Below are 18727 nucleotides of genomic sequence, written 5' to 3'. Positions count from 1 at the left end.
ACCCCCCGCCTAGTAACACGGGGGGAAAGGTTTCGGTGTTGCATATTGAAACACTATGTGCCAAGATGAAACATCTTTCTTTTTAGGGTTTGGTTATGGCTGATTTAGAGCGTTTTATGGAGTTTCAAGGTATTCGGTTGCTTTTAGGTTTGAATCAATCTCAATTTGCTGAGCATCTTGGTATTTCTCGAACAACAGTTTATCGACTTGAAAAGAATCTTATGGAAATTGATAACCGTACACTTTATGCCGCTCGATATTTACAATGTACGGTATCTGCTGAACGGCGTGGCGAAAGATTACCTGATGGGTGGTCTTTAGGGATTACTGGAGGTCAGGCTGTTCAATATATAGATACTAAAATGCCAGTTAGAATAAAATCAAATGTTCCAGCTAGAAACAATGTTTCAAATCGACACAATGATTCAGATTGCAACAATGATTCAAATCGAAACATCAAACCAGCAACTAATGAACCTAAGCCGTCATCAAAGAATCAGGCTAAACGAGCTAGAAAGAAACGTAAATAATAATCTGATACCTCAGTGCGCATTATGTATATTATGTTAAATACGGTATTAAATGTTCAGTATCTGATGTTATATTGTATGAACCTACGTTTAAGTACTCCTCTCTATCTTGTGCTTTATCAACAAAACCTGCTATTTAACAGTATTGGCTATTTACCATAAAATAGGTAATTAACACTTAATTTAAATACTGCCGCACATGTTCATTTTGCTTGGTACTTAAATTAAGTATTAATTACTCATAGATCAAAAACCAAAAAAACGGACAACCATTAAAATTGTCCGTTTAGTTCGTCTGTCAATAATCGTTTATGAAGATACTTTGCTAATAGATTTCAGATTTTGGTATTTCTCTAACATTAAATCTAGCTCTTCAGGCTGTATTGGTTTGGCTAAAAAACCATTCATACCAGCTTGCTGATAAAGAAATTGATCGCTTTGCATTGCATTTGCCGTTAAAGCAACGATTGGAATGTTAATATTGAGCTTTCTGATGTGTTTTGTTGCTTCTAACCCATCTAAAACTGGCATTGAGATATCCATAAGCACTAAATCATACGTTTTGTGACACTGTAACAGTTTTAAAACGGCTTCTTGCCCATGATTGGTTATGGTAACCTTATGTCCTCGACGCTCTAGCATTAATTTAGCGACTAACTGATTAGTTGGACTGTCTTCTGCAAGTAATATATCTAGAGGCCGTGTTGAATGTGTTAACTTATCAGTCGTTAAACTCGTAATCTGATCAATGGCTGGATTAATTGGAAAGATTATTTTAAAACAACTGCCAACACCCAATTGGCTATTAAGTGTAATGTTGCCATGCATTTTTTTAATCAATAGCTGACTGATCGTTAACCCTAATCCTGTACCACCATACTTACGAGTGATGCTACCATCTGCTTGATGAAATGGATGAAATAGATTTTCTTGAGCATCTTCTGCAATACCAATTCCGGTATCAAAAACAGAAATTTCAATATCGTTATCTATTTTATTGGCCACAATTTTAACTGAACCGTCATCTGTAAATTTAATCGCATTACCAATGAGATTAAACATGATTTGAATAATTCGATTCTTATCGGCAAAAATGTATTCAGGAATTGATTTAGAAATATTACATTCAAGGAGTATGCCTTTTTTATTAGCCTCTGGTTGAAGTTGGTTCTTTACTAAAACAATACTATTAGAAAGATTTATATTACTGTTGAACAACTCAAAACTGCCTGATTCAATACGTGATAAATCAAGGATGTCATTGATAATGGTTAACAGTAAATGTGCTGATTGCTCCATTTGCCCTAGCCATTGTTGTTGCTCATTTTCCAAACCTGATGACGACAACATATCCATTAAACCTAATACAGCATTTAATGGAGTGCGTATTTCATGGCTCATCATAGCGATAAATTGTGATTTAGCTTTGTTAGCCGCTTCTGCTTGTTGGCGGGCTTGCTGTAAATCAAATAGCCGTTTTTTCCTTACAGTAATATTCTTTACCGTACCACGATAGCCCAGTAATACACCATGCTTACTATAGTAAGGTGTTCCACTAAAACTTAGCCATTGTTCTTTTTCATCAATAAATAATTGCCATTCAAGATCTTCAAACGATTTATTTTGCTGTAATTGTGTACGAAATTTTTGCTTGAAATCTTCATGGTCACCAAAAAAATCTAATATATTATCTTTATCTATTAAATGGTTAGCAATTTGAGGGGCCGAAATATAGCTAAATTTATAGTCTGTATCAATTTCCCAGAACCAATCACCAACAGTACGTGCAAAATCTTTAAATCGTTGCTGACTATGAATTAATTCTTGAGTCCTGGCGGTCACTAATGACTGTAATCGTTCACGGTAATCAATATCTATAATCGCTCGTTCAAGTAATGGTCTGAATCTATTAAGAACCCGACGACAACTTGATGTGAAATGCCCTTTTTCACAGCTCATAAGAATGATCATCGCATCGCCTGAGCTGATTTTTACGCCAGTGATTAAACTAGAATGACAAATATTTAATAAATCAGGACTTTTATTTTTAAATTCTTCAATGTCTTTAGGTGAATATAAAGCAATACATTCTCCGTTTATGCAGCGATTAAAGGTGCTGCTTACTTGCCAATGACTTAAATCAAGGGCCGTTACTGTACTCATTAATACTTGTAAATCAGATGCTTCGTCGTCACGCGTTAAAACTATTGCATTATCAAAGGCAATGAACTTTCTTAATACTTCTAATAAGCTATTAAATACTTGTCGTTTATTATTGGCGCCAGCCATTGCAGAAACACCTTCTAGAATAGCCGCATTCTCTATTCGTAATTGTGTTTCTCGTTCTTGGGTACGCTGAAGATCTAATAATGTTTCTTGTAGTTTTTCTGAATCACTACTAATCATAATTATTAGTCCCTATGAAAAACAACAGCTGAAATCATTAAATTGCCATGAGCATTCTCACCCGTAACAAATTGTCCTTGCTCTCCAAAAGTAAATGGACAAACAAAAGGTTTATTATGCATGGCTATATTTACATAAACAGCAACTTCTTTCATACGTTGTTGAACTTTAAGCATACACCCAGCACAATATATCGTTAGACCGCCAATAGGATTTAATTTAATACCATTAGTTGCCGTAATTACTCGTCCAGCTCGCGTTATTAAGCGCGCATCTGTACCCGTCATAAAATATAAACGCTCGCCTTCAATAATTGAGGCAAACATTTTCAATCCATTCGTTTGTGTGACCATCAAAGGATGCGCTAATTTAAAATACGGTAAATCATGAATAGTTCCGACTAAACGACCAAGAGGGTTTAAACTGCTTTCGTTTATAATACTGCTGTTCGCTTCAAATTTTTGTTGGATCCATTTTTGGTAAACATCAGCTGCAGGTTGATGATCTAATTCAATAACGTCACGACCACGTACTTTTGTTGCAATCGCAGAATACTCTGTTGCGGCATAACCGGAGTGGAAAGAAAAACTTATTTCACAATTAGGATAAAATACTGCAATACCTATACCTTGTTGTGTTTGTTGTTCTTGATTAAATATCTGCCACTTACCTTCTACATTATTATCTGCCGCACTACCACCTATGATTGCAATGTTTTTTCCGACAACATCTTCTATGCCTCGAATAACCTCTTCTTCATTACCCGGTGTTGCATGAAGTAATATTAATGCCGGAGCTTCACCAATACGTCCACTATTATTAATTGCTTTGAGTATTGCCTGTCGCGCTATATTAAATATAGAACTATTAGAGGAAACAATAGATGTTCCATAAGTACCAACGATGTCATTAATAGCCCAAAGTGCGATACCTTGTCCTTTTATATATCCCTCTTCTGTCATAAAACCCTGACAAGATGAACATGCAAGAAAAGGAGTATTTGGGTAATGTTCAGTCAACGTTGCTTGTAAAATATTGCAATCGTAATCTTCTGAAAAATACAGCAATAATAATGATGGTGGTGCTATTTTCTCATCTAATTTATTGATAGCTTCAACAATTGCGTCGTGAGAATTATTTAGCAAAGAAAAACTTGTTGCAATATCCATAGCCATATCTTTTTAATTTTCCCCTATCATAATCATTTTTCTGAATACGATCAGTAAGCAAATCATTTTTAATTGTTATTTTTTATCTTATTATTAAGAATTAACCCGTTATCTCCTATCATAGTACAGTTAATCGACGCATGGAGTGTTATGTCACATTCAATTACTCAAAATGTTATCTTGGTTACAGGTGGTGCAAAAGGTATTGGTAAAGGTATTTGCCAATATTTATCCAATAAAAATAATATCGTCATTGCTATCGATATTGATATTGATGCTGGTCATCAACTTGTTGCCGATAATCCTAAAATACGTTTTTGGCCTGCGGATGTAACTAATAAAAATGACCTCACAACAATTATTAATGAGATCACATTACAATTTGGTCAACTCAATGGCCTTGTTAATAATGCCGCGATTGCCAATCCTTATAACACACCATTAGATTTATTACCCATTGATGAATGGCAGCGTATTATTGATGTTAACTTAACAGCGCCGTTAATGGTCACGCAACAATGTTTATCTTTATTAAAGGCCTCACATGGAAGTGTTGTTAATATTGCTTCAACACGGGCATTACAATCAGAGGCGAATACCGAGGCTTATAGTGCAACTAAAGGAGGCATTGTTTCTTTAACGCATGCATTAGCGGTAAGTTTAGGTCCAGAAATAAAAGTAAATTGTGTTTCACCTGGTTGGATAAATGCTACAAACGACATCCTAAGCCAATCAGATCATCAACAACATATTAGTGGGCGTGTTGGAAATACTGATGATATTGCTGAGGTAATAGAGCTTTTAATTTGTACTCAATCGGGATTTATTACAGGGCAAAATTTCGTTATTGATGGCGGAATGACAAAGAAAATGATTTATACAGAGTAAAAAATTGTGACAATACTTTTACTCTGTATAAGGTATTCGGCGCAAAATAGCGTCGAATTGCATTTATTTAATGACAGTAAATTGTGATGAATAAATATCGTTATTAACTTTAAGATCAATAGCCCATGTCATCTTATCGTGGGTACAATTAGGAACAGTAAACTTACCAAGCCAACCATCCTTTTGTTGCGTAAATTCAATCGGCAATATACCCATATTCATAGTAATACCGCTAACAGTTGCGCTTGGAGCTACATCAATATTACTAATATGCAGTTCAAGTGGTGTATCTGCTTGTGGTTCTTTTGATAATAATGTGACCGTAGCCTGCTTATTATTAATAGTAAATACACAGTTTCCAGCATTCAAATTACAGGTGGTTATCTGCGCTTGATTCGGTGTTTTTGGTTGGTATGTTACTGTTCTCCAAACAAAAGCAGAGATTAAAATAATCATTAAAACAATAATTTGAATTAATCGTCCTCGTGTTAATTTTTGTGCTGCCATGTCTATTTATTCCTTAGTTACTATTCTGATATGTTCTGAAACTAAAATACTTTATACGTGATATTAAGTGCTAACCTTATAAGGAGCTAATTTTTTTCCTATTTAATTACATGGGTATAGCAATAAATGACCTCAACAAGTATAACACCACCCATGATTCAAGGTTGTTATCATTGTGGTGAACCAATACCTGATAAATGTGAATTTAGCGTTGAAGTTCTCGGCGAATCTCGCCATTTATGCTGTGCTGGGTGTAAAGCGGTTGCAACAATGATCGTTGAAAATGATTTAACTAATTATTATGAATATCGAACCCAACCCGCTCAAAAAACTGACTTAATTCCTAATCATTTAAAGACATTATTACTTTATGATCATCAAGATATTCAAGATGATTTTGTGAGTGAAAATGCACAACACCATAAAGAAATTTTGCTTTCTGTCGATGGTGTTTCCTGTGCTGCATGTGCATGGTTAATCGAAAAACAACTATATAAACAAAGCGGTGTTATTACGGTTGAAGTTAATATTACAACTCATCGTGCTTTATTAGTGTGGGACGACTCATTGATAAAGTTAAGCCAATTACTCACGATTATGCATCAACTCGGTTATAAAGCAGCACCGTTTGAAGTTGATAAGCAAGAACAACAATACCAACAAACGATGCGTCATTATCTTTATAAATTAGGCGTAGCAGGCATTGCAACGATGCAAGTAATGATGTTGGCCATTGCACTCTACTTTGACGTTTTCGATAAGCATGAGAATAGTTTTAGGCACTATTTACGTTGGATAAGTCTGTTTATTACAACACCGGTATTATTATATTCAGCATTACCTTTCTACCTTAATGCATGGCGTAATATTAAAGGGTTCACATTAGGGATGGATGTCCCCGTTTCCATTGCCTTACTCTGTGCTTATAGTGCGAGTATATATGCCACAATTACCGATCAAGGTGAAGTGTATTTTGAATCAATTTCGATGTTCACTTTTTTCCTACTTCTTGGTCGCTTTTTAGAAATGCGAGCACGGCGTCATGCAACAGCCATCAGTGCTAACCTATTAAAGCTTATTCCAACAATGGCCACTCTCGCATCTGGTGAACAAGTAGCTGCTAAAACATTAAAAGAAAGTGACGTTGTCACAGTGCTGCCTGGGGAATATTTACCAGCTGATGGCGTTATCATTCAAGGCTCAACGACTATCGATGAATCAATGCTGACGGGAGAATCAATCGCGGTTAAACGATCTAAAAATGCCCATGTTTTTGCAGGAACGCTAAATGGCAATGGCAATATAACCATAAAAGTAACACATAACCGTAAAGATACCTTTATCTCTAGTATCATACGATTACAAGATCATGCTTTATATTCTAAGCCCAAAATTGCAGTAATGGCTGACAATGTTGCTCGTTATTTTGTGGCCGTTATTCTCGTTGTTGCTTTAATGACATGGCTATACTGGCAAGTTTATCGCCCACAAGATGCATTATGGATAACATTGGCAGTGTTAGTTGCAACTTGTCCTTGCGCACTGTCACTTGCAACACCAACGGCTTTAACTTGTTCAACATCAAGTCTTGGTCGATTAGGGTTATTGGTTCGACGTGGTCACGTTCTTGAAACTCTGTGCAAAGTGAACCATGTCATTGTCGATAAGACAGGCACTCTAACCGAGGGCAATATTCAATTAGTTACAACAACCGTTTTTGGTCAATATTCCACATCTGATGTGCTTACTTATGCTGCTGAATTAGAACGTTATGCTAATCACCCATTAACTAAACCTTTTCTTCCTTATCAAGCACAAATGCCTCTTTTTAACAGTGTTGAAAATATTGTCGGTTATGGTTTGAGCGGCATAATTAATAACCAACAATGGCGCATTGGTAAGTATGAATTTGTACGACATCATCAACCCTATTTAGGTCATCCTACTGATATTGAATACTCTGATGCCTATTCAATATGGCTTTCGTGCGAAAACCATATCGTTGCGGCATTTAAGCTTGAAGATCCACTTCGACAAGATAGTAAGCAACTGATTGATAGCTTCAAGCAACAAGGAATAAAAGTGACAATGTTAACAGGAGATAATTCTATTCATGCCCAACGTGTTGCTAAACAAGTAAATATTGATAATTTACATGCCAATATGACCCCGATGAGTAAATTGAATTTTTTAAAGAAAATACCCGCAACGGATGTTTCATTGATGATTGGTGATGGTATTAATGACGCCCCTATTTTAGCAGGATCTCACCTGTCTATCGCCCTTAGTAGTGGGACTGATATTGCTAAATCATCAGCAGATATGGTGCTATTGGGCAATAATTTATTATCTATTATAACTGCGCGTCAATTAGCTTTACGTACTCGTAATATTATTCGAGAAAATTTAGCGTGGGCATTAGGCTATAATTTAATTATTCTTCCATTGGCTGTCGCTGGGCTTGTTGCACCTTATATTGCTGTTATAGGTATGTCCGCAAGTTCGATTATTGTTGTATCAAATTCTTTAAGGTTATTAAGATAAATGGCAATTCTTTACATATTAATACCTATAGTGCTCATTTTTATTTGCCTTACAATCATGGTTTTTTTATGGGCTGTACACAATAATCAATTTGAGGATTTAGAGCGCCAAGGGCACAATATTTTGTTTGATGACGATGTCGAAAAGCCTCAACATTGTCCTAAAACATCAATAAAAAACACTACTACAATATCTGATTCTAGTAATGACCGAACTTAACTTTGTTGCTGCATTACTCATAGGTTTAACTGGAGCTGGTCATTGTATTAGTATGTGTGGCGGTATTGCTGCGGCGGTAACCATCGGGATGCCAAACAAGCCCCAGCACCATTGGATATATTTACTTTATTACAACCTTGGTCGTATCAGTTCTTACATGATCGCTGGCTTGATTGTTAGTCAGGTCGTGGTTGAAGTTACTGCCTTAAGTGGGTTAACTAATATATTGATTTCACTGCGAATATTAGCTTCTATCATGATGATTATATTGGGGTTGTATATTGGTAAATGGTGGTCAGGTTTGACGCATATTGAGCGTATAGGACATGTTATTTGGCGTTTCATTTTACCGCTAACAAAACACTTTCTACCATTAACATCACCGCTAAAAGCGATCCCTTTTGGTTTCCTTTGGGGATGGTTGCCTTGCGGATTAGTGTACTCAACATTAACGTGGGCGGCAGTCTCTGGTAGTGCTATTGATGGTATGATTATTATGCTTGCTTTTGGCTTAGGTACTTTACCTGCAATGCTTGCTCTTGGATCTATTGCTGACAAATTCAAATCATTATTGAACAACAGTTATTTCAAACGTATAAATGGATTATTTATCATCATTTACGGTATTCATACTGGTTACATTGCAATCAATCAAATATGGTAAGGTTTTTAACACTCGTAATATTGCTTCATAATATGTTAAAATATTGACCTACATCAAATTGGTTAGATAGGCATATGATTTCAGACAAATTTACCACAAAACGTATCCAATCAGGTGGATGTGCTATTCACTGTCAAGATTGCAGTATTAGCCAGCTATGTATTCCATTCACGTTGAATGAATCAGAGTTAGATCAACTGGATCAAATAATCGAACGTAAAAAGCCAATCCAGAAAGGTCAAGAGCTCTTTAAAGCGGGTGATGAGCTGAAATCATTATATGCCATTCGTTCTGGTACTATCAAAAGTTATACTATTACAGAGCAAGGTGATGAGCAGATCACAGCATTCCATTTAGCGGGTGACTTGGTTGGATTTGATGCCATTAATGAAATGCAGCACCCTAGCTTTGCGCAATCACTTGAAACATCAATGGTCTGTGAAATACCGTTTGAAATTCTTGATGATTTGGCCGGTAAAATGCCAAAACTTCGCCAACAAATCATGCGCTTGATGAGCAGTGAAATTAAAGGCGATCAAGAAATGATTTTATTGCTGTCTAAGAAAAATGCGGAAGAGCGTTTAGCTGCATTTCTTTACAACTTATCACTGCGTTTTTCTCAACGAGGCTTCTCTCCTCGTGAATTTCGTTTAACAATGACACGTGGTGACATTGGTAATTACCTTGGCTTAACGGTTGAAACAATTAGTCGTTTATTGGGACGTTTCCAAAAGTCTGAAATGTTAAGTGTTAAAGGTAAATACATTACAATCTTAGATCATGATGAACTAGCCAAGCTTGCTGGTGTGAGTAAGAATAACAATTTATAACCTTATAATACCCTATCTAATCTATTTATAAGCAGGTGCTATTTTAGTGCCTGTTTTTATATCTATCACTACTACATATAACTGTTCATTTATCCCATTTTTGCATTTTATTGCTCAAACTACTCCCCATTTTGGTGAGTTTAGAGTACAGTAAATATTATGTTAATTTTTTAATCACTTGATTTGAAAGTGTATCTGATAAATATAACGGTAAATGTGTTTCTTTGTTCTTGCTTATTCAGAAAAAAGATTCTGCCGTAGGGAGACATTATTATGCAAAAATATAAAAACATACTTGTTGTCGCTGATCCTGAACGTGAGCAACAACCAGCAATATCTCGTGCTATTCATTTAGCGAAGACTTGTGATGATGTGAAAATTATTGTTTTCCTTGCTATTTATGATTTTTCGTATGAAATGACATCAATGCTTTCTTCTGACGAACGTGACGCAATGCGTCGTGGTGTCGTTATGCAGCGCGAAGAATGGCTAAAAGAAATCATACAGCCACACGCTGAGCTTGGTCTTAACATTGAGATTAAAGTCGTATGGCATAACCGTCCTTACGAGTCCATTATTGCCGATGTGTTCAGTCAAGATATTGATTTATTAATAAAAGCCACACACGAACATGCAAAATTAGGATCAGTTATCTTTACACCAACAGACTGGCATCTATTACGTAAATGCCCTGTTCCTGTTTTATTAGTAAAAGGTGAAAACTGGCCAGCAAATGGTAACGTTCTTGCTTGTGTTAATTTATCTGCTGAAGATGAAACTCATGACGATCTTAACGATAAGATTGTAAAAGAAGCTATCGCCTTCTCATCAATCACACATGCAAACGTGAACTTGGTTAACGCCTACCCTGCAACGCCTGTCAATATCACGATTGAACTACCAGAGTTTGATCCAGCATCATACACAGATGCAGTACGTGGTCACCACTTAATGACAATGAAAGCATTACGTCAAAAGTATGCCATAGATGAAGAACAAACCTATGTAGTTGAAGGTTTAGCTGAGGATGTTATTCCACAAATTGCCGATGAGATTAAAGCAGAGCTTGTTATTCTTGGTACGACTGGACGCACTGGTTTATCTGCGGTCTTTATTGGTAATACGGCAGAAAATACAATTGATAGTCTAAATTGTGATTTATTGGCTTTAAAACCGGATGGTTATATTAGTCCATTAGCACCTAATTCTATCGACGAATAAATGTTTCGTTTGATATACATATACCAATAAACGCCTCAACAGAGGCGTTTATATTATTTAGGTTCGGCTTCTTTTTCATTGGCAAGCCATTTAGCAAACTTCGTTAAATACCATTCATTTTCTTGTTTCGAACAGTAAGCTCGACTCAATTTACGGTGTTTCCACTCCGCAGCGATTGACACACGCGTTTGATTTGTCGCTCGTTTACCTAGATATGTTTCACAAAGCTGACTGTTAGACATTTGTCGTGCATAGCTATTAACACTGCTTCCCTGTATACCCATCTGCTGCGCTTGATGTGAACTACATCCCACAATTACACAACACAGACCAGTAAGCATAATTAGTCGTGGTTTTATCATTCTTCATATCCTATAAAGCAAAACAGCATCGGCTCAATAAAGAACCCGATGCTGTTTTGTGACTAATTGTGATTATATTTAAACGTTAGTAACATCAATAAACATACTTTCATCGATGTTAGTTGATGATACTTTTGCTTCAGTGAAAGCATACTCAGCCCTCTCACCTTCACGATCTAATGGTAAATTAACAAAATCAAACAAGTTCTTATCTGCTAATTGGCTTGGGCTGATATTTTGAATTGATTTAAAAATCGCATCGACACGACCTGGGGTCTTTTTATCCCAATCAATCAACATTGCTTTAATGCTTTGACGTTGTAGGTTCTCTTGTGAGCCACAAAGGTTACAAGGAATGATCGGGAACTGCTTATATTCAGCGTATTTGATCAGGTCTTTTTCACGGCAGTATGTCAATGGACGAATAACAACATTTCGGCCATCATCAGAGCGTAATTTAGGTGGCATCGCTTTTAGACGTGAACCATGGAACATATTTAAGAATAATGTTTCTACGATATCATCTAAATGGTGACCTAGTGCAATTTTAGTCGCACCAATTGTTTCAGCAAAAGAATACAGCGTACCACGGCGTAAACGAGAGCATAAGCCACAGGTCGTCTTACCTTCTTCAACTTTTTCCTTAACAACAGAATAAGTATCTTTATCAACAATGTAGTAAGGAATATTTAGGCTTTGGAAATACTCTGGCAAAATGTGCTCAGGAAAGCCTGGTTGCTTTTGATCAAGGTTAACCGCGACAACGTCAAACTTAATTGGCGCTGCTTTTTGTAAATTAAGCAGAATATCCAGCATCGCAAATGAATCTTTGCCACCACTAATACATGCCATTACCACATCACCTTCTTCGATCATGTTGTAATCAATAATGGCGTTACCCATATTGCGGCGAAGACGTTTTTGCAGTTTATTATATTCAAGTGTTTCTTTACGGTTATCTGTCTGATTCATTACTACTTCTCGAACTACCGACAACATCGATAGTAGAATTGCGGGATAAGAATTTATAGGGCATGAATTATACGTATTTTATTGTTGACTGGAAATAGCTATCCACAATAAAAAAGCCCAGCACATAATGGCTGAGCTTGTTTAATCAAAATGATTGAAGGATTACTTAAAAAATCCCATTACAAACTTTTTCACTTGGTCAATTAAACGACTAAAGAAACTGCCTTCATCAACCGCTTCTAAAGCCACAAGTGGTTGTGTGCCGACTTGTTTATCATTTACAGAGTAAATAATCTCACCCACTTGTTGCCCTTTCGCAATTGGAGCCTCAAGTTCACTGTTTAACTCAACACTAGCAGTTAACTTTTTTGTATCGTTACGTGACAATGTCACATAACTTGTTTTATCAACACCTAGCTTCACTTGATCTTTATTACCAAACCATACATGTTCAGTAATGATCTCATCACCCGCTTTATGAGGCGTTACTGTTTCAAAAAAGCGGAAGCCATAGTTCAAGAGTTGTTTACTTTCAATCTCACGCGTTTTAGTACTTTTAGTTCCCATAACAACCGCAATTAAACGCATGTCACCTTCAGTGGCTGAACTGGTTAAACTATAACCTGCACCACTGGTGTAACCGGTCTTCATACCATCAACGTTCATACTTGGATCATAAAGCAAGCCATTACGGTTACGTTGGGTAATATTGTTATAGGTGAATGATTTCTCACTATACAGTGGGTAAATACTTGGTAAATCACGGATAAGCGCCTGGCCTAACAAGGCAATATCATAAGGTGTGGTATATAAATCGTCATTGTCTAAACCATGTGGGTTAGCAAAATTAGAGTTATTCATTCCTAATTTTTTTGCCCATGAGTTCATTAAACTTACAAATGATTGCTCAGATCCCGCTACGTGTTCTGCAATTGCCACACTTGCATCATTACCTGATTGAATAATCAAGCCACGAAAGAGATCCATTAGTGGAACTTCGCTACCCACTTCAATAAACATTTTGGATGAATCAGGAAAATTTTTCGCCCAAGCATTACGGCTAATAACAACAAGATCTTTCTCATTGATATTACCTTGCTTCATTTCTTGACCGGCAACATAGCTTGTCATTAATTTCGTCAAGCTCGCTGGGTTTAACTTTTCGTTTGCATCCTTCTCTACTAAGACCTTACCTGTATTGTAATCCATCAATACATAGCCTTTGGCACTTAATGTTGGTGCATCAGGTACGACTGTTGGCATTGCAGCAAACGCTGAAGATGATAAAGAGTAAAGCGCAGTAGCACCGACAAGAGACAAAAAACGAGTAGTCTTTTCCATGTTAGGCAAAATTCCTTTAAAAAACGATAAAATCAATCTACATAGCTATTAAGGACTTGCAGAAACCTAATAGGTATTGAGATTGGCTGCCAGTATATCGAAAAAATATAATAAAACAGGTCTTGGTAACATTGTCTTACGAATTCCTATCACTGATTACATTTATAACGTTAATTGCTTTAAATATAAATCATTACGAGCAATTAACTACTGCTTATTTGATTTTAAATTAATAAATACTGCTGTGTTCGCATTTTTATTACTGCACTAACAGAGAATCTCTATTAAATAGTTATAGGTTAGGTTAAATTTATTCTATTGCTGTTTATCAATTAGGAACAAGTATGAATAATTACAATAAATTAGAACGTCATGCTAAAAAGCTATCTCGACTTGGGCATCTTAGTGCTATTTGTGGTTGGGATCAGGCTGCAATGATGCCTAATGGTGGTGCACAAGCGCGTTCAGAAGCAATGGCTGAGCTTGCTGTTATGTCACATGAATTGGCCACCGCTCCTTATTTAGAAAATTGGTTTGCAGAAGCAGAAAAAGAACATCTTACCGCAGAACAACGTGTCAGCCTTGCTGCCCTTAAACGTCATTGGATGATGCATAATATTTTACCCGCCGATCTTGTCGAACAGCAATCACTTGCCGGTTCTCAATGCGAACATGCTTGGCGTTCACAACGTACAGAAAACGATTGGGATGGCTTTAAAGCTAACTTAAAGCCTGTGGTTGAATTAGCTCGCCAAGAAGCCGCTATTCGCTCACAAGCAACAGGCTTAAGCCGTTATGATGCTTTACTGGATATTTATGAGCCAGGAATGACATCTGCAGTACTCGACGGTATTTTTGCTGAAGTAAAATCATGGTTACCTCAACTAATTCAACAAGTCGAAGCTAAACAGGTAACAGAAGAAATATTACCGCTAACGACTCCATTTGCTATCGATAAACAACAAGCACTAAGCCTTGATGCAATGGCTTTACTGGAATTTGATTTTGACCACGGACGACTAGATATCAGTACTCACCCATTTTGTGGTGGCGTACCAACGGATGTTCGTATTACAACCCGCTATGATGAAAATGATTTCACTTCTGCATTGATGGGGGTCATTCATGAAACCGGCCATGCACGTTATGAGCAAGGCTTACCACAACAATGGCGTGATCTTCCTGTCGGTGAAGCACGTTCAATGGGCATTCATGAATCACAAAGTTTATTTTGTGAAATGCAATTAGCGCGTAGTCCTGCATTTAGCAGTTTATTAGCGCCAATGGTGCAAAAATCATTTAATTCAACAACAGCATCATTATCGGCTGAGAACCTTCGTTTGATTAATACACGCGTTAAACCAGGATTTATTCGCGTTGATGCAGATGAAGTGACTTACCCTGCACATGTTATCTTACGTTATGAAATTGAACGTGACTTAATTGAAGGTAAAATTGAAGTGGATGATATTCCAACGATTTGGGACCAAAAAATGACCCAATATCTTGGTATTTCAACGCAAGGTAACTTCACTAATGGTTGTATGCAAGATATTCATTGGACTGACGGTAGTTTTGGCTATTTTCCAAGTTATACCCTAGGTGCAATGTACGCAGCACAATTTATGGCGACCATTAATAAAGAAATGGATGTTGAACAGCTTGTCACTCAACGCAATCTAACGCCAATATTTGAGTGGTTGCATGACAATATTTGGAGCAAAGGATCAACATTATCAACCGATGAACTGGTGGAACAAGCAACTGGCGAAACACTTAACCCAGAGCATTTTAGAAAACATTTAGTGCAACGTTACTTAAATAATTAGTGATTGTTTTTTATGAACGACAAACAATGAAAACAGTAATTATTTTATTTAGTTGTAGTATTTATCAAAATAATCTCGATTAGATCACGGTTTAATCAGTATTGTTTTTTATACTCATTAACAATAAAAATAACAATTACCCTTTAAGGATTTAAGAATGACTTATAAAGCAGCAGATCTCAATTACCATGGCGAAAATTGTGGTGTGCATAACTGGATCACAGATGGCGGCCAATCATTCTACTGGCATCCTGATTGGTTACACATTGCGGAAGATGAAACAGGCCTTCACAGTCGACATGAAATTGAAGTTGAAAAAGGTGGAGAAATCACTAAAGGTCATGCTATTCATGCGATTTTGAAGCGTTTAAATGAAATGTTAAGCAACGATCACGCTTAAATTACACACTAGAAATTATTAATGTTTCATAAAAAAGCCACTATAAGTATTGATGATAGTGGCTTTTCTTTTATCTGTTAATTAGCAGAATTAAGCGTATCGATTCGCTGTATTCTCAGCAACTTTCACAATAACTTTAACTGCAAGTTCCATACCTTCAACAGTGATAAATTCATGAATACCGTGGAAATTATAACCGCCAGTAAAGATATTAGGACAAGGTAAACCCATAAATGATAGTCGAGCACCATCAGTGCCACCACGAATAGGTTTTATTTCCGGCTTAACATCACAATCAAGCATCGCTTGCTGAGCAATATCAATGATATGTGGGAAAGGTTCCACCATTTCACGCATATTATAGTAAGAGTCCGTTAAGATCAGTTCTACTCGGCCCTGTGTCAACTTGCTGTTCAGCTCGTCTACTTTTTGTTGTATGAAGGCTTTACGCTTCTCTTGACCATCACGATCAAAATCACGAATGATATAACCCAATTCAGTACGAGCAACAGATGCTTCCATTGATTTAAGGTGGTAAAAACCTTGATAGCCATCAGTGCATTCTGGCGTTTCATCAGCAGGCATCATTAATTGAAATTGTGCTGCAATGTTCATGGAATTAACCATTTTATTTTTTGCAGTGCCTGGATGAACGTTGACACCATGACAAATAACATCTGCAGAAGTTGCATTGAAATTTTCATATTCCAACTCACCAATTGGGCCACCATCGATAGTATAAGCCCACTGTGCACCAAACTTTTCAACATCAAATAAGTTTGCGCCACGACCGATTTCTTCATCCGGTGTAAAACCAATACAAATATCGCCATGCTTAATTTTAGGATTGGCAATAAGATAAGCGATAGCTGTCATGATCTCAGCAACCCCCGCCTTATTATCAGCACCAAGCAGCGTTGTACCATCTGTCGTAATTATATTGTGACCGTGTAACTTATTAAGATCTGGGTATTGAAATGGAGAAAGGATTTCATCCCCTATTCCTAATGCAATATCGCCACCACGGTAGCTCTCAACAAGCTGTGGGCGAACATTTTTACCTGAAGCATCAGGTGCGGTATCCATATGAGCAATAAAACCAATTGCAGGAATATCACCTTCCATATTTGCAGGTAATCGTGCGGTAAGGTAGCCATTGTTATCTAGAGCAACGTCACTAAGCCCTAACTCAACCATTTCTGATTGAAGAGCCTCAGCAAATACACGTTGCCCAGCTGTACTAGGGCAAGAGGAAACTGCATCGTTAGATTGAGTGTCAAAACTTACATATCGTAAAAAACGTTCTATTAACTTATCCATAAAGTCGCCTTTCTTGCTTGAGCTGACAGCTTATACTGCCCTTATCTATTATTGGCTACATTATGATTATATAGAAAACAAATGACATTGAGATACATCATCATTAAGGCTTTTTTTTTGTAAAATGAGTCTCCATTTTTAAATGAATATTTAATTAAACAGCATGATTTATTTGAAATTAAGTATTATTGATGAATTTAAAAGGTGCGTTAGTTTTAATAACAAACATATAAAGTTATAGTGCGTTAGGTTGTAGATCTAAAAAAAAGCTCCTATATAAAGGAGCTCTTTGTACCTATCTTAATAGTATTACGCATTAAATGTGTCATTGTTAAGCGGCTCACTGACATTATCATCAGATTTTGGCTTATTACTATCATTTGGATTAGATACAGAAGTGACCTGTAGAGTAATACCAAACATATTACGATAGATAATTGCTTTTACATTAAAGAAAAATGGTAATGTCCAAATTAATCCAATACCTGCCGTCGCAATAGACATGAAAAAGAAGATCATTACGATTAAGTAAATTGCAGTCATTGGCATTACTTTACGCACTGTCGCCATGAAGGAATATTGAATGGCTTTAATCGGTGTAATGCGCTTCTCACACACAAGCAAGATAGCCATGCTTAGCGCCATTGTTAAAAACAACCCAACTAAAGGGAAAATGCTGCTACCAATCCCCTGAATAGAAGAAATTAATAACATTGTAATAATCGATACGAGTGTAAACGAAAATCCTTTAACGATTTGACTTGGTTTTGTTGGCAGCCCTACTGAATGATTAAGCGCCATTAAGCTAACCCCAGCATATAATGGAGCAATCAAAACATCAGACCAAAAGTTGGCCATAAAGCCTGCTTTTAGAATATCTGCGGTAAACCCCTTCCCAGTTATAAAAGCGTCAAAAAACACATTAGGATTACCTAACTGAACTTTTAAACTTAATAGCAATAATGCGATTTGTGCAATAAATAAACAAATAACAGCAGGCAAAAACTTAGTGAAATTCTTTGCTGTAATTTTGAACGCTTCTTGAAGAACGGCAATCGGTTGTAGATCAACATCACCCTTCATTGCTTTTTCAATTGAACCGCCAACGTGAAAACTTTTTTTAGTTGTCTCTTTCATACTCATATCATCATTATTTGGGTACTTGTATTGTACGTCACTCATCATGGTACAAAAACACTATTCACGTAAAAATTTATTTCAAAACCATGTTACCGCCTGAAAAACAGACAATAAATTACTTGCAAGGCGATATCTACCGCTTTTTTATACTTTGTTACACATGTCACCAACGATAATTGAACGTAAGTAAAAGAATTTTGAGCTTAAAAATAAAACATTTTGATTATCACTTTAATCGTAATTTATTTTTTCAGTATTATTTATAATAGCGACCATATTGCAACGGATCGACGTGCTATCATTAAAGTAAGCAGCGTCTAATCTATAAATTTAGTGAGAAAATGCTTTAAATTGAAAGACTACAGGTCTATTATGCGCCCCTAAT

17 protein-coding genes are annotated in these 18727 nt (G+C 36.5%); 9 read left to right on the top strand and 8 right to left on the bottom strand.

Features of this window, described 5'->3' with window-relative positions:
• Positions 1 to 95 precede the first annotated feature (95 nt).
• The gene (locus CZ809_RS09990; protein WP_080157444.1) at positions 96 to 530 is read left to right on the top strand and encodes a helix-turn-helix domain-containing protein; all 435 of its coding nucleotides are present in this window, start codon (positions 96 to 98) and stop codon (positions 528 to 530) included.
• A gap of 309 nt (positions 531 to 839) precedes the next feature.
• Here the strand turns inward: CZ809_RS09990 and CZ809_RS09985 are convergent, their stop codons facing one another.
• Positions 840 to 2936: an ATP-binding protein gene (locus tag CZ809_RS09985; protein WP_080157442.1), complete on the bottom strand. Its 2097-nt coding sequence runs from the start codon at positions 2934 to 2936 to the stop codon at positions 840 to 842.
• 5 nt (positions 2937 to 2941) lie between these two features.
• Positions 2942 to 4105, bottom strand: a complete 1164-nt coding sequence (locus CZ809_RS09980; RefSeq protein WP_080157441.1) for an FIST signal transduction protein — start codon at positions 4103 to 4105, stop codon at positions 2942 to 2944.
• Positions 4106 to 4255: 150 nt separating this feature from the next.
• Between CZ809_RS09980 and CZ809_RS09975 the strand changes: the two genes are divergently transcribed.
• The gene (locus CZ809_RS09975; protein WP_080157439.1) at positions 4256 to 4993 is read left to right on the top strand and encodes an SDR family oxidoreductase; all 738 of its coding nucleotides are present in this window, start codon (positions 4256 to 4258) and stop codon (positions 4991 to 4993) included.
• A gap of 63 nt (positions 4994 to 5056) precedes the next feature.
• Here the strand turns inward: CZ809_RS09975 and CZ809_RS09970 are convergent, their stop codons facing one another.
• Complete coding sequence (locus CZ809_RS09970; RefSeq protein WP_080157438.1) at positions 5057 to 5500, bottom strand: hypothetical protein; 444 nt, start codon at positions 5498 to 5500, stop codon at positions 5057 to 5059.
• A gap of 153 nt (positions 5501 to 5653) precedes the next feature.
• On the opposite strand from CZ809_RS09970, the gene CZ809_RS09965 reads away from it, so the two are divergent.
• The 5 genes from CZ809_RS09965 (at position 5654) to uspE (ending at position 10978) form a co-directional block, all read left to right on the top strand.
• Positions 5654 to 8044, top strand: coding sequence for a heavy metal translocating P-type ATPase (locus CZ809_RS09965; protein ID WP_080157770.1), 2391 nt, complete (start codon positions 5654 to 5656; stop codon positions 8042 to 8044).
• The gene (ccoS, locus tag CZ809_RS09960; protein ID WP_080157437.1) at positions 8045 to 8263 is read left to right on the top strand and encodes a cbb3-type cytochrome oxidase assembly protein CcoS; all 219 of its coding nucleotides are present in this window, start codon (positions 8045 to 8047) and stop codon (positions 8261 to 8263) included.
• The gene (locus CZ809_RS09955) at positions 8250 to 8927 is read left to right on the top strand and encodes a sulfite exporter TauE/SafE family protein (RefSeq protein ID WP_080157435.1); all 678 of its coding nucleotides are present in this window, start codon (positions 8250 to 8252) and stop codon (positions 8925 to 8927) included. The genes ccoS and CZ809_RS09955 overlap by 14 nt, the downstream gene beginning before the upstream one ends.
• Before the next feature lie 74 nt (positions 8928 to 9001).
• The gene (gene fnr / locus CZ809_RS09950; protein ID WP_080157434.1) at positions 9002 to 9757 is read left to right on the top strand and encodes a fumarate/nitrate reduction transcriptional regulator Fnr; all 756 of its coding nucleotides are present in this window, start codon (positions 9002 to 9004) and stop codon (positions 9755 to 9757) included.
• A gap of 273 nt (positions 9758 to 10030) precedes the next feature.
• Positions 10031 to 10978, top strand: a complete 948-nt coding sequence (gene uspE / locus CZ809_RS09945) for a universal stress protein UspE (protein WP_080157432.1) — start codon at positions 10031 to 10033, stop codon at positions 10976 to 10978.
• 53 nt (positions 10979 to 11031) lie between these two features.
• On the opposite strand, the gene CZ809_RS09940 is transcribed toward uspE, so the two are convergent.
• From CZ809_RS09940 to CZ809_RS09930, 3 genes are all read right to left on the bottom strand, one after another.
• On the bottom strand, positions 11032 to 11340 hold the full coding sequence (locus CZ809_RS09940) for a hypothetical protein (RefSeq protein WP_080157431.1): 309 nt from the start codon (positions 11338 to 11340) through the stop codon (positions 11032 to 11034).
• A 78-nt stretch (positions 11341 to 11418) separates the two neighbouring features.
• Entirely contained in the window at positions 11419 to 12312 is an 894-nt protein-coding gene (gene ttcA, locus CZ809_RS09935) for a tRNA 2-thiocytidine(32) synthetase TtcA (RefSeq protein ID WP_080157429.1), read from the bottom strand.
• A gap of 162 nt (positions 12313 to 12474) precedes the next feature.
• On the bottom strand, positions 12475 to 13653 hold the full coding sequence (locus tag CZ809_RS09930; RefSeq protein ID WP_080157427.1) for a D-alanyl-D-alanine carboxypeptidase family protein: 1179 nt from the start codon (positions 13651 to 13653) through the stop codon (positions 12475 to 12477).
• Positions 13654 to 13997: 344 nt separating this feature from the next.
• Between CZ809_RS09930 and CZ809_RS09925 the strand changes: the two genes are divergently transcribed.
• A complete protein-coding gene (locus CZ809_RS09925; RefSeq protein WP_080157425.1) occupies positions 13998 to 15482 on the top strand; it encodes a carboxypeptidase M32 in 1485 nt (494 codons plus the stop codon).
• 157 nt (positions 15483 to 15639) lie between these two features.
• Positions 15640 to 15882: a hypothetical protein gene (locus tag CZ809_RS09920; RefSeq protein ID WP_080157423.1), complete on the top strand. Its 243-nt coding sequence runs from the start codon at positions 15640 to 15642 to the stop codon at positions 15880 to 15882.
• Between the two features lie 90 nt (positions 15883 to 15972).
• Here CZ809_RS09920 and pepT read toward each other — a convergent pair whose 3' ends face one another.
• Both pepT and CZ809_RS09910 read right to left on the bottom strand, forming a co-directional pair.
• On the bottom strand, positions 15973 to 17202 hold the full coding sequence (gene pepT, locus CZ809_RS09915) for a peptidase T (protein WP_080157421.1): 1230 nt from the start codon (positions 17200 to 17202) through the stop codon (positions 15973 to 15975).
• A gap of 309 nt (positions 17203 to 17511) precedes the next feature.
• Entirely contained in the window at positions 17512 to 18339 is an 828-nt protein-coding gene (locus tag CZ809_RS09910) for a DUF2189 domain-containing protein (RefSeq protein WP_080157769.1), read from the bottom strand.
• Between the last annotated feature and the right edge of the window lie 388 nt (positions 18340 to 18727).

The sequence above is a fragment of the Photobacterium piscicola genome (assembly GCF_900166965.1).
In the GTDB taxonomy this organism is placed as follows: domain Bacteria; phylum Pseudomonadota; class Gammaproteobacteria; order Enterobacterales; family Vibrionaceae; genus Photobacterium; species Photobacterium piscicola.
Note: the sequence above shows the minus strand (reverse complement) of the source record. Positions and strands in the feature narration are given on the sequence as shown.

Coding starts and splice junctions, on each gene's coding strand:
- CZ809_RS09990 (WP_080157444.1), top strand. CDS start 96: ATGGCTGATTTAGAGCGTTTTATGGAGTTTCAAGGTATTCGGTTGCTT.
- CZ809_RS09985 (WP_080157442.1), bottom strand. CDS start 2,936: ATGATTAGTAGTGATTCAGAAAAACTACAAGAAACATTATTAGATCTT.
- CZ809_RS09980 (WP_080157441.1), bottom strand. CDS start 4,105: ATGGATATTGCAACAAGTTTTTCTTTGCTAAATAATTCTCACGACGCA.
- CZ809_RS09975 (WP_080157439.1), top strand. CDS start 4,256: ATGTCACATTCAATTACTCAAAATGTTATCTTGGTTACAGGTGGTGCA.
- CZ809_RS09970 (WP_080157438.1), bottom strand. CDS start 5,500: ATGGCAGCACAAAAATTAACACGAGGACGATTAATTCAAATTATTGTT.
- CZ809_RS09965 (WP_080157770.1), top strand. CDS start 5,654: ATGATTCAAGGTTGTTATCATTGTGGTGAACCAATACCTGATAAATGT.
- ccoS (WP_080157437.1), top strand. CDS start 8,045: ATGGCAATTCTTTACATATTAATACCTATAGTGCTCATTTTTATTTGC.
- CZ809_RS09955 (WP_080157435.1), top strand. CDS start 8,250: ATGACCGAACTTAACTTTGTTGCTGCATTACTCATAGGTTTAACTGGA.
- fnr (WP_080157434.1), top strand. CDS start 9,002: ATGATTTCAGACAAATTTACCACAAAACGTATCCAATCAGGTGGATGT.
- uspE (WP_080157432.1), top strand. CDS start 10,031: ATGCAAAAATATAAAAACATACTTGTTGTCGCTGATCCTGAACGTGAG.
- CZ809_RS09940 (WP_080157431.1), bottom strand. CDS start 11,340: ATGATAAAACCACGACTAATTATGCTTACTGGTCTGTGTTGTGTAATT.
- ttcA (WP_080157429.1), bottom strand. CDS start 12,312: ATGAATCAGACAGATAACCGTAAAGAAACACTTGAATATAATAAACTG.
- CZ809_RS09930 (WP_080157427.1), bottom strand. CDS start 13,653: ATGGAAAAGACTACTCGTTTTTTGTCTCTTGTCGGTGCTACTGCGCTT.
- CZ809_RS09925 (WP_080157425.1), top strand. CDS start 13,998: ATGAATAATTACAATAAATTAGAACGTCATGCTAAAAAGCTATCTCGA.
- CZ809_RS09920 (WP_080157423.1), top strand. CDS start 15,640: ATGACTTATAAAGCAGCAGATCTCAATTACCATGGCGAAAATTGTGGT.
- pepT (WP_080157421.1), bottom strand. CDS start 17,202: ATGGATAAGTTAATAGAACGTTTTTTACGATATGTAAGTTTTGACACT.
- CZ809_RS09910 (WP_080157769.1), bottom strand. CDS start 18,339: ATGAAAGAGACAACTAAAAAAAGTTTTCACGTTGGCGGTTCAATTGAA.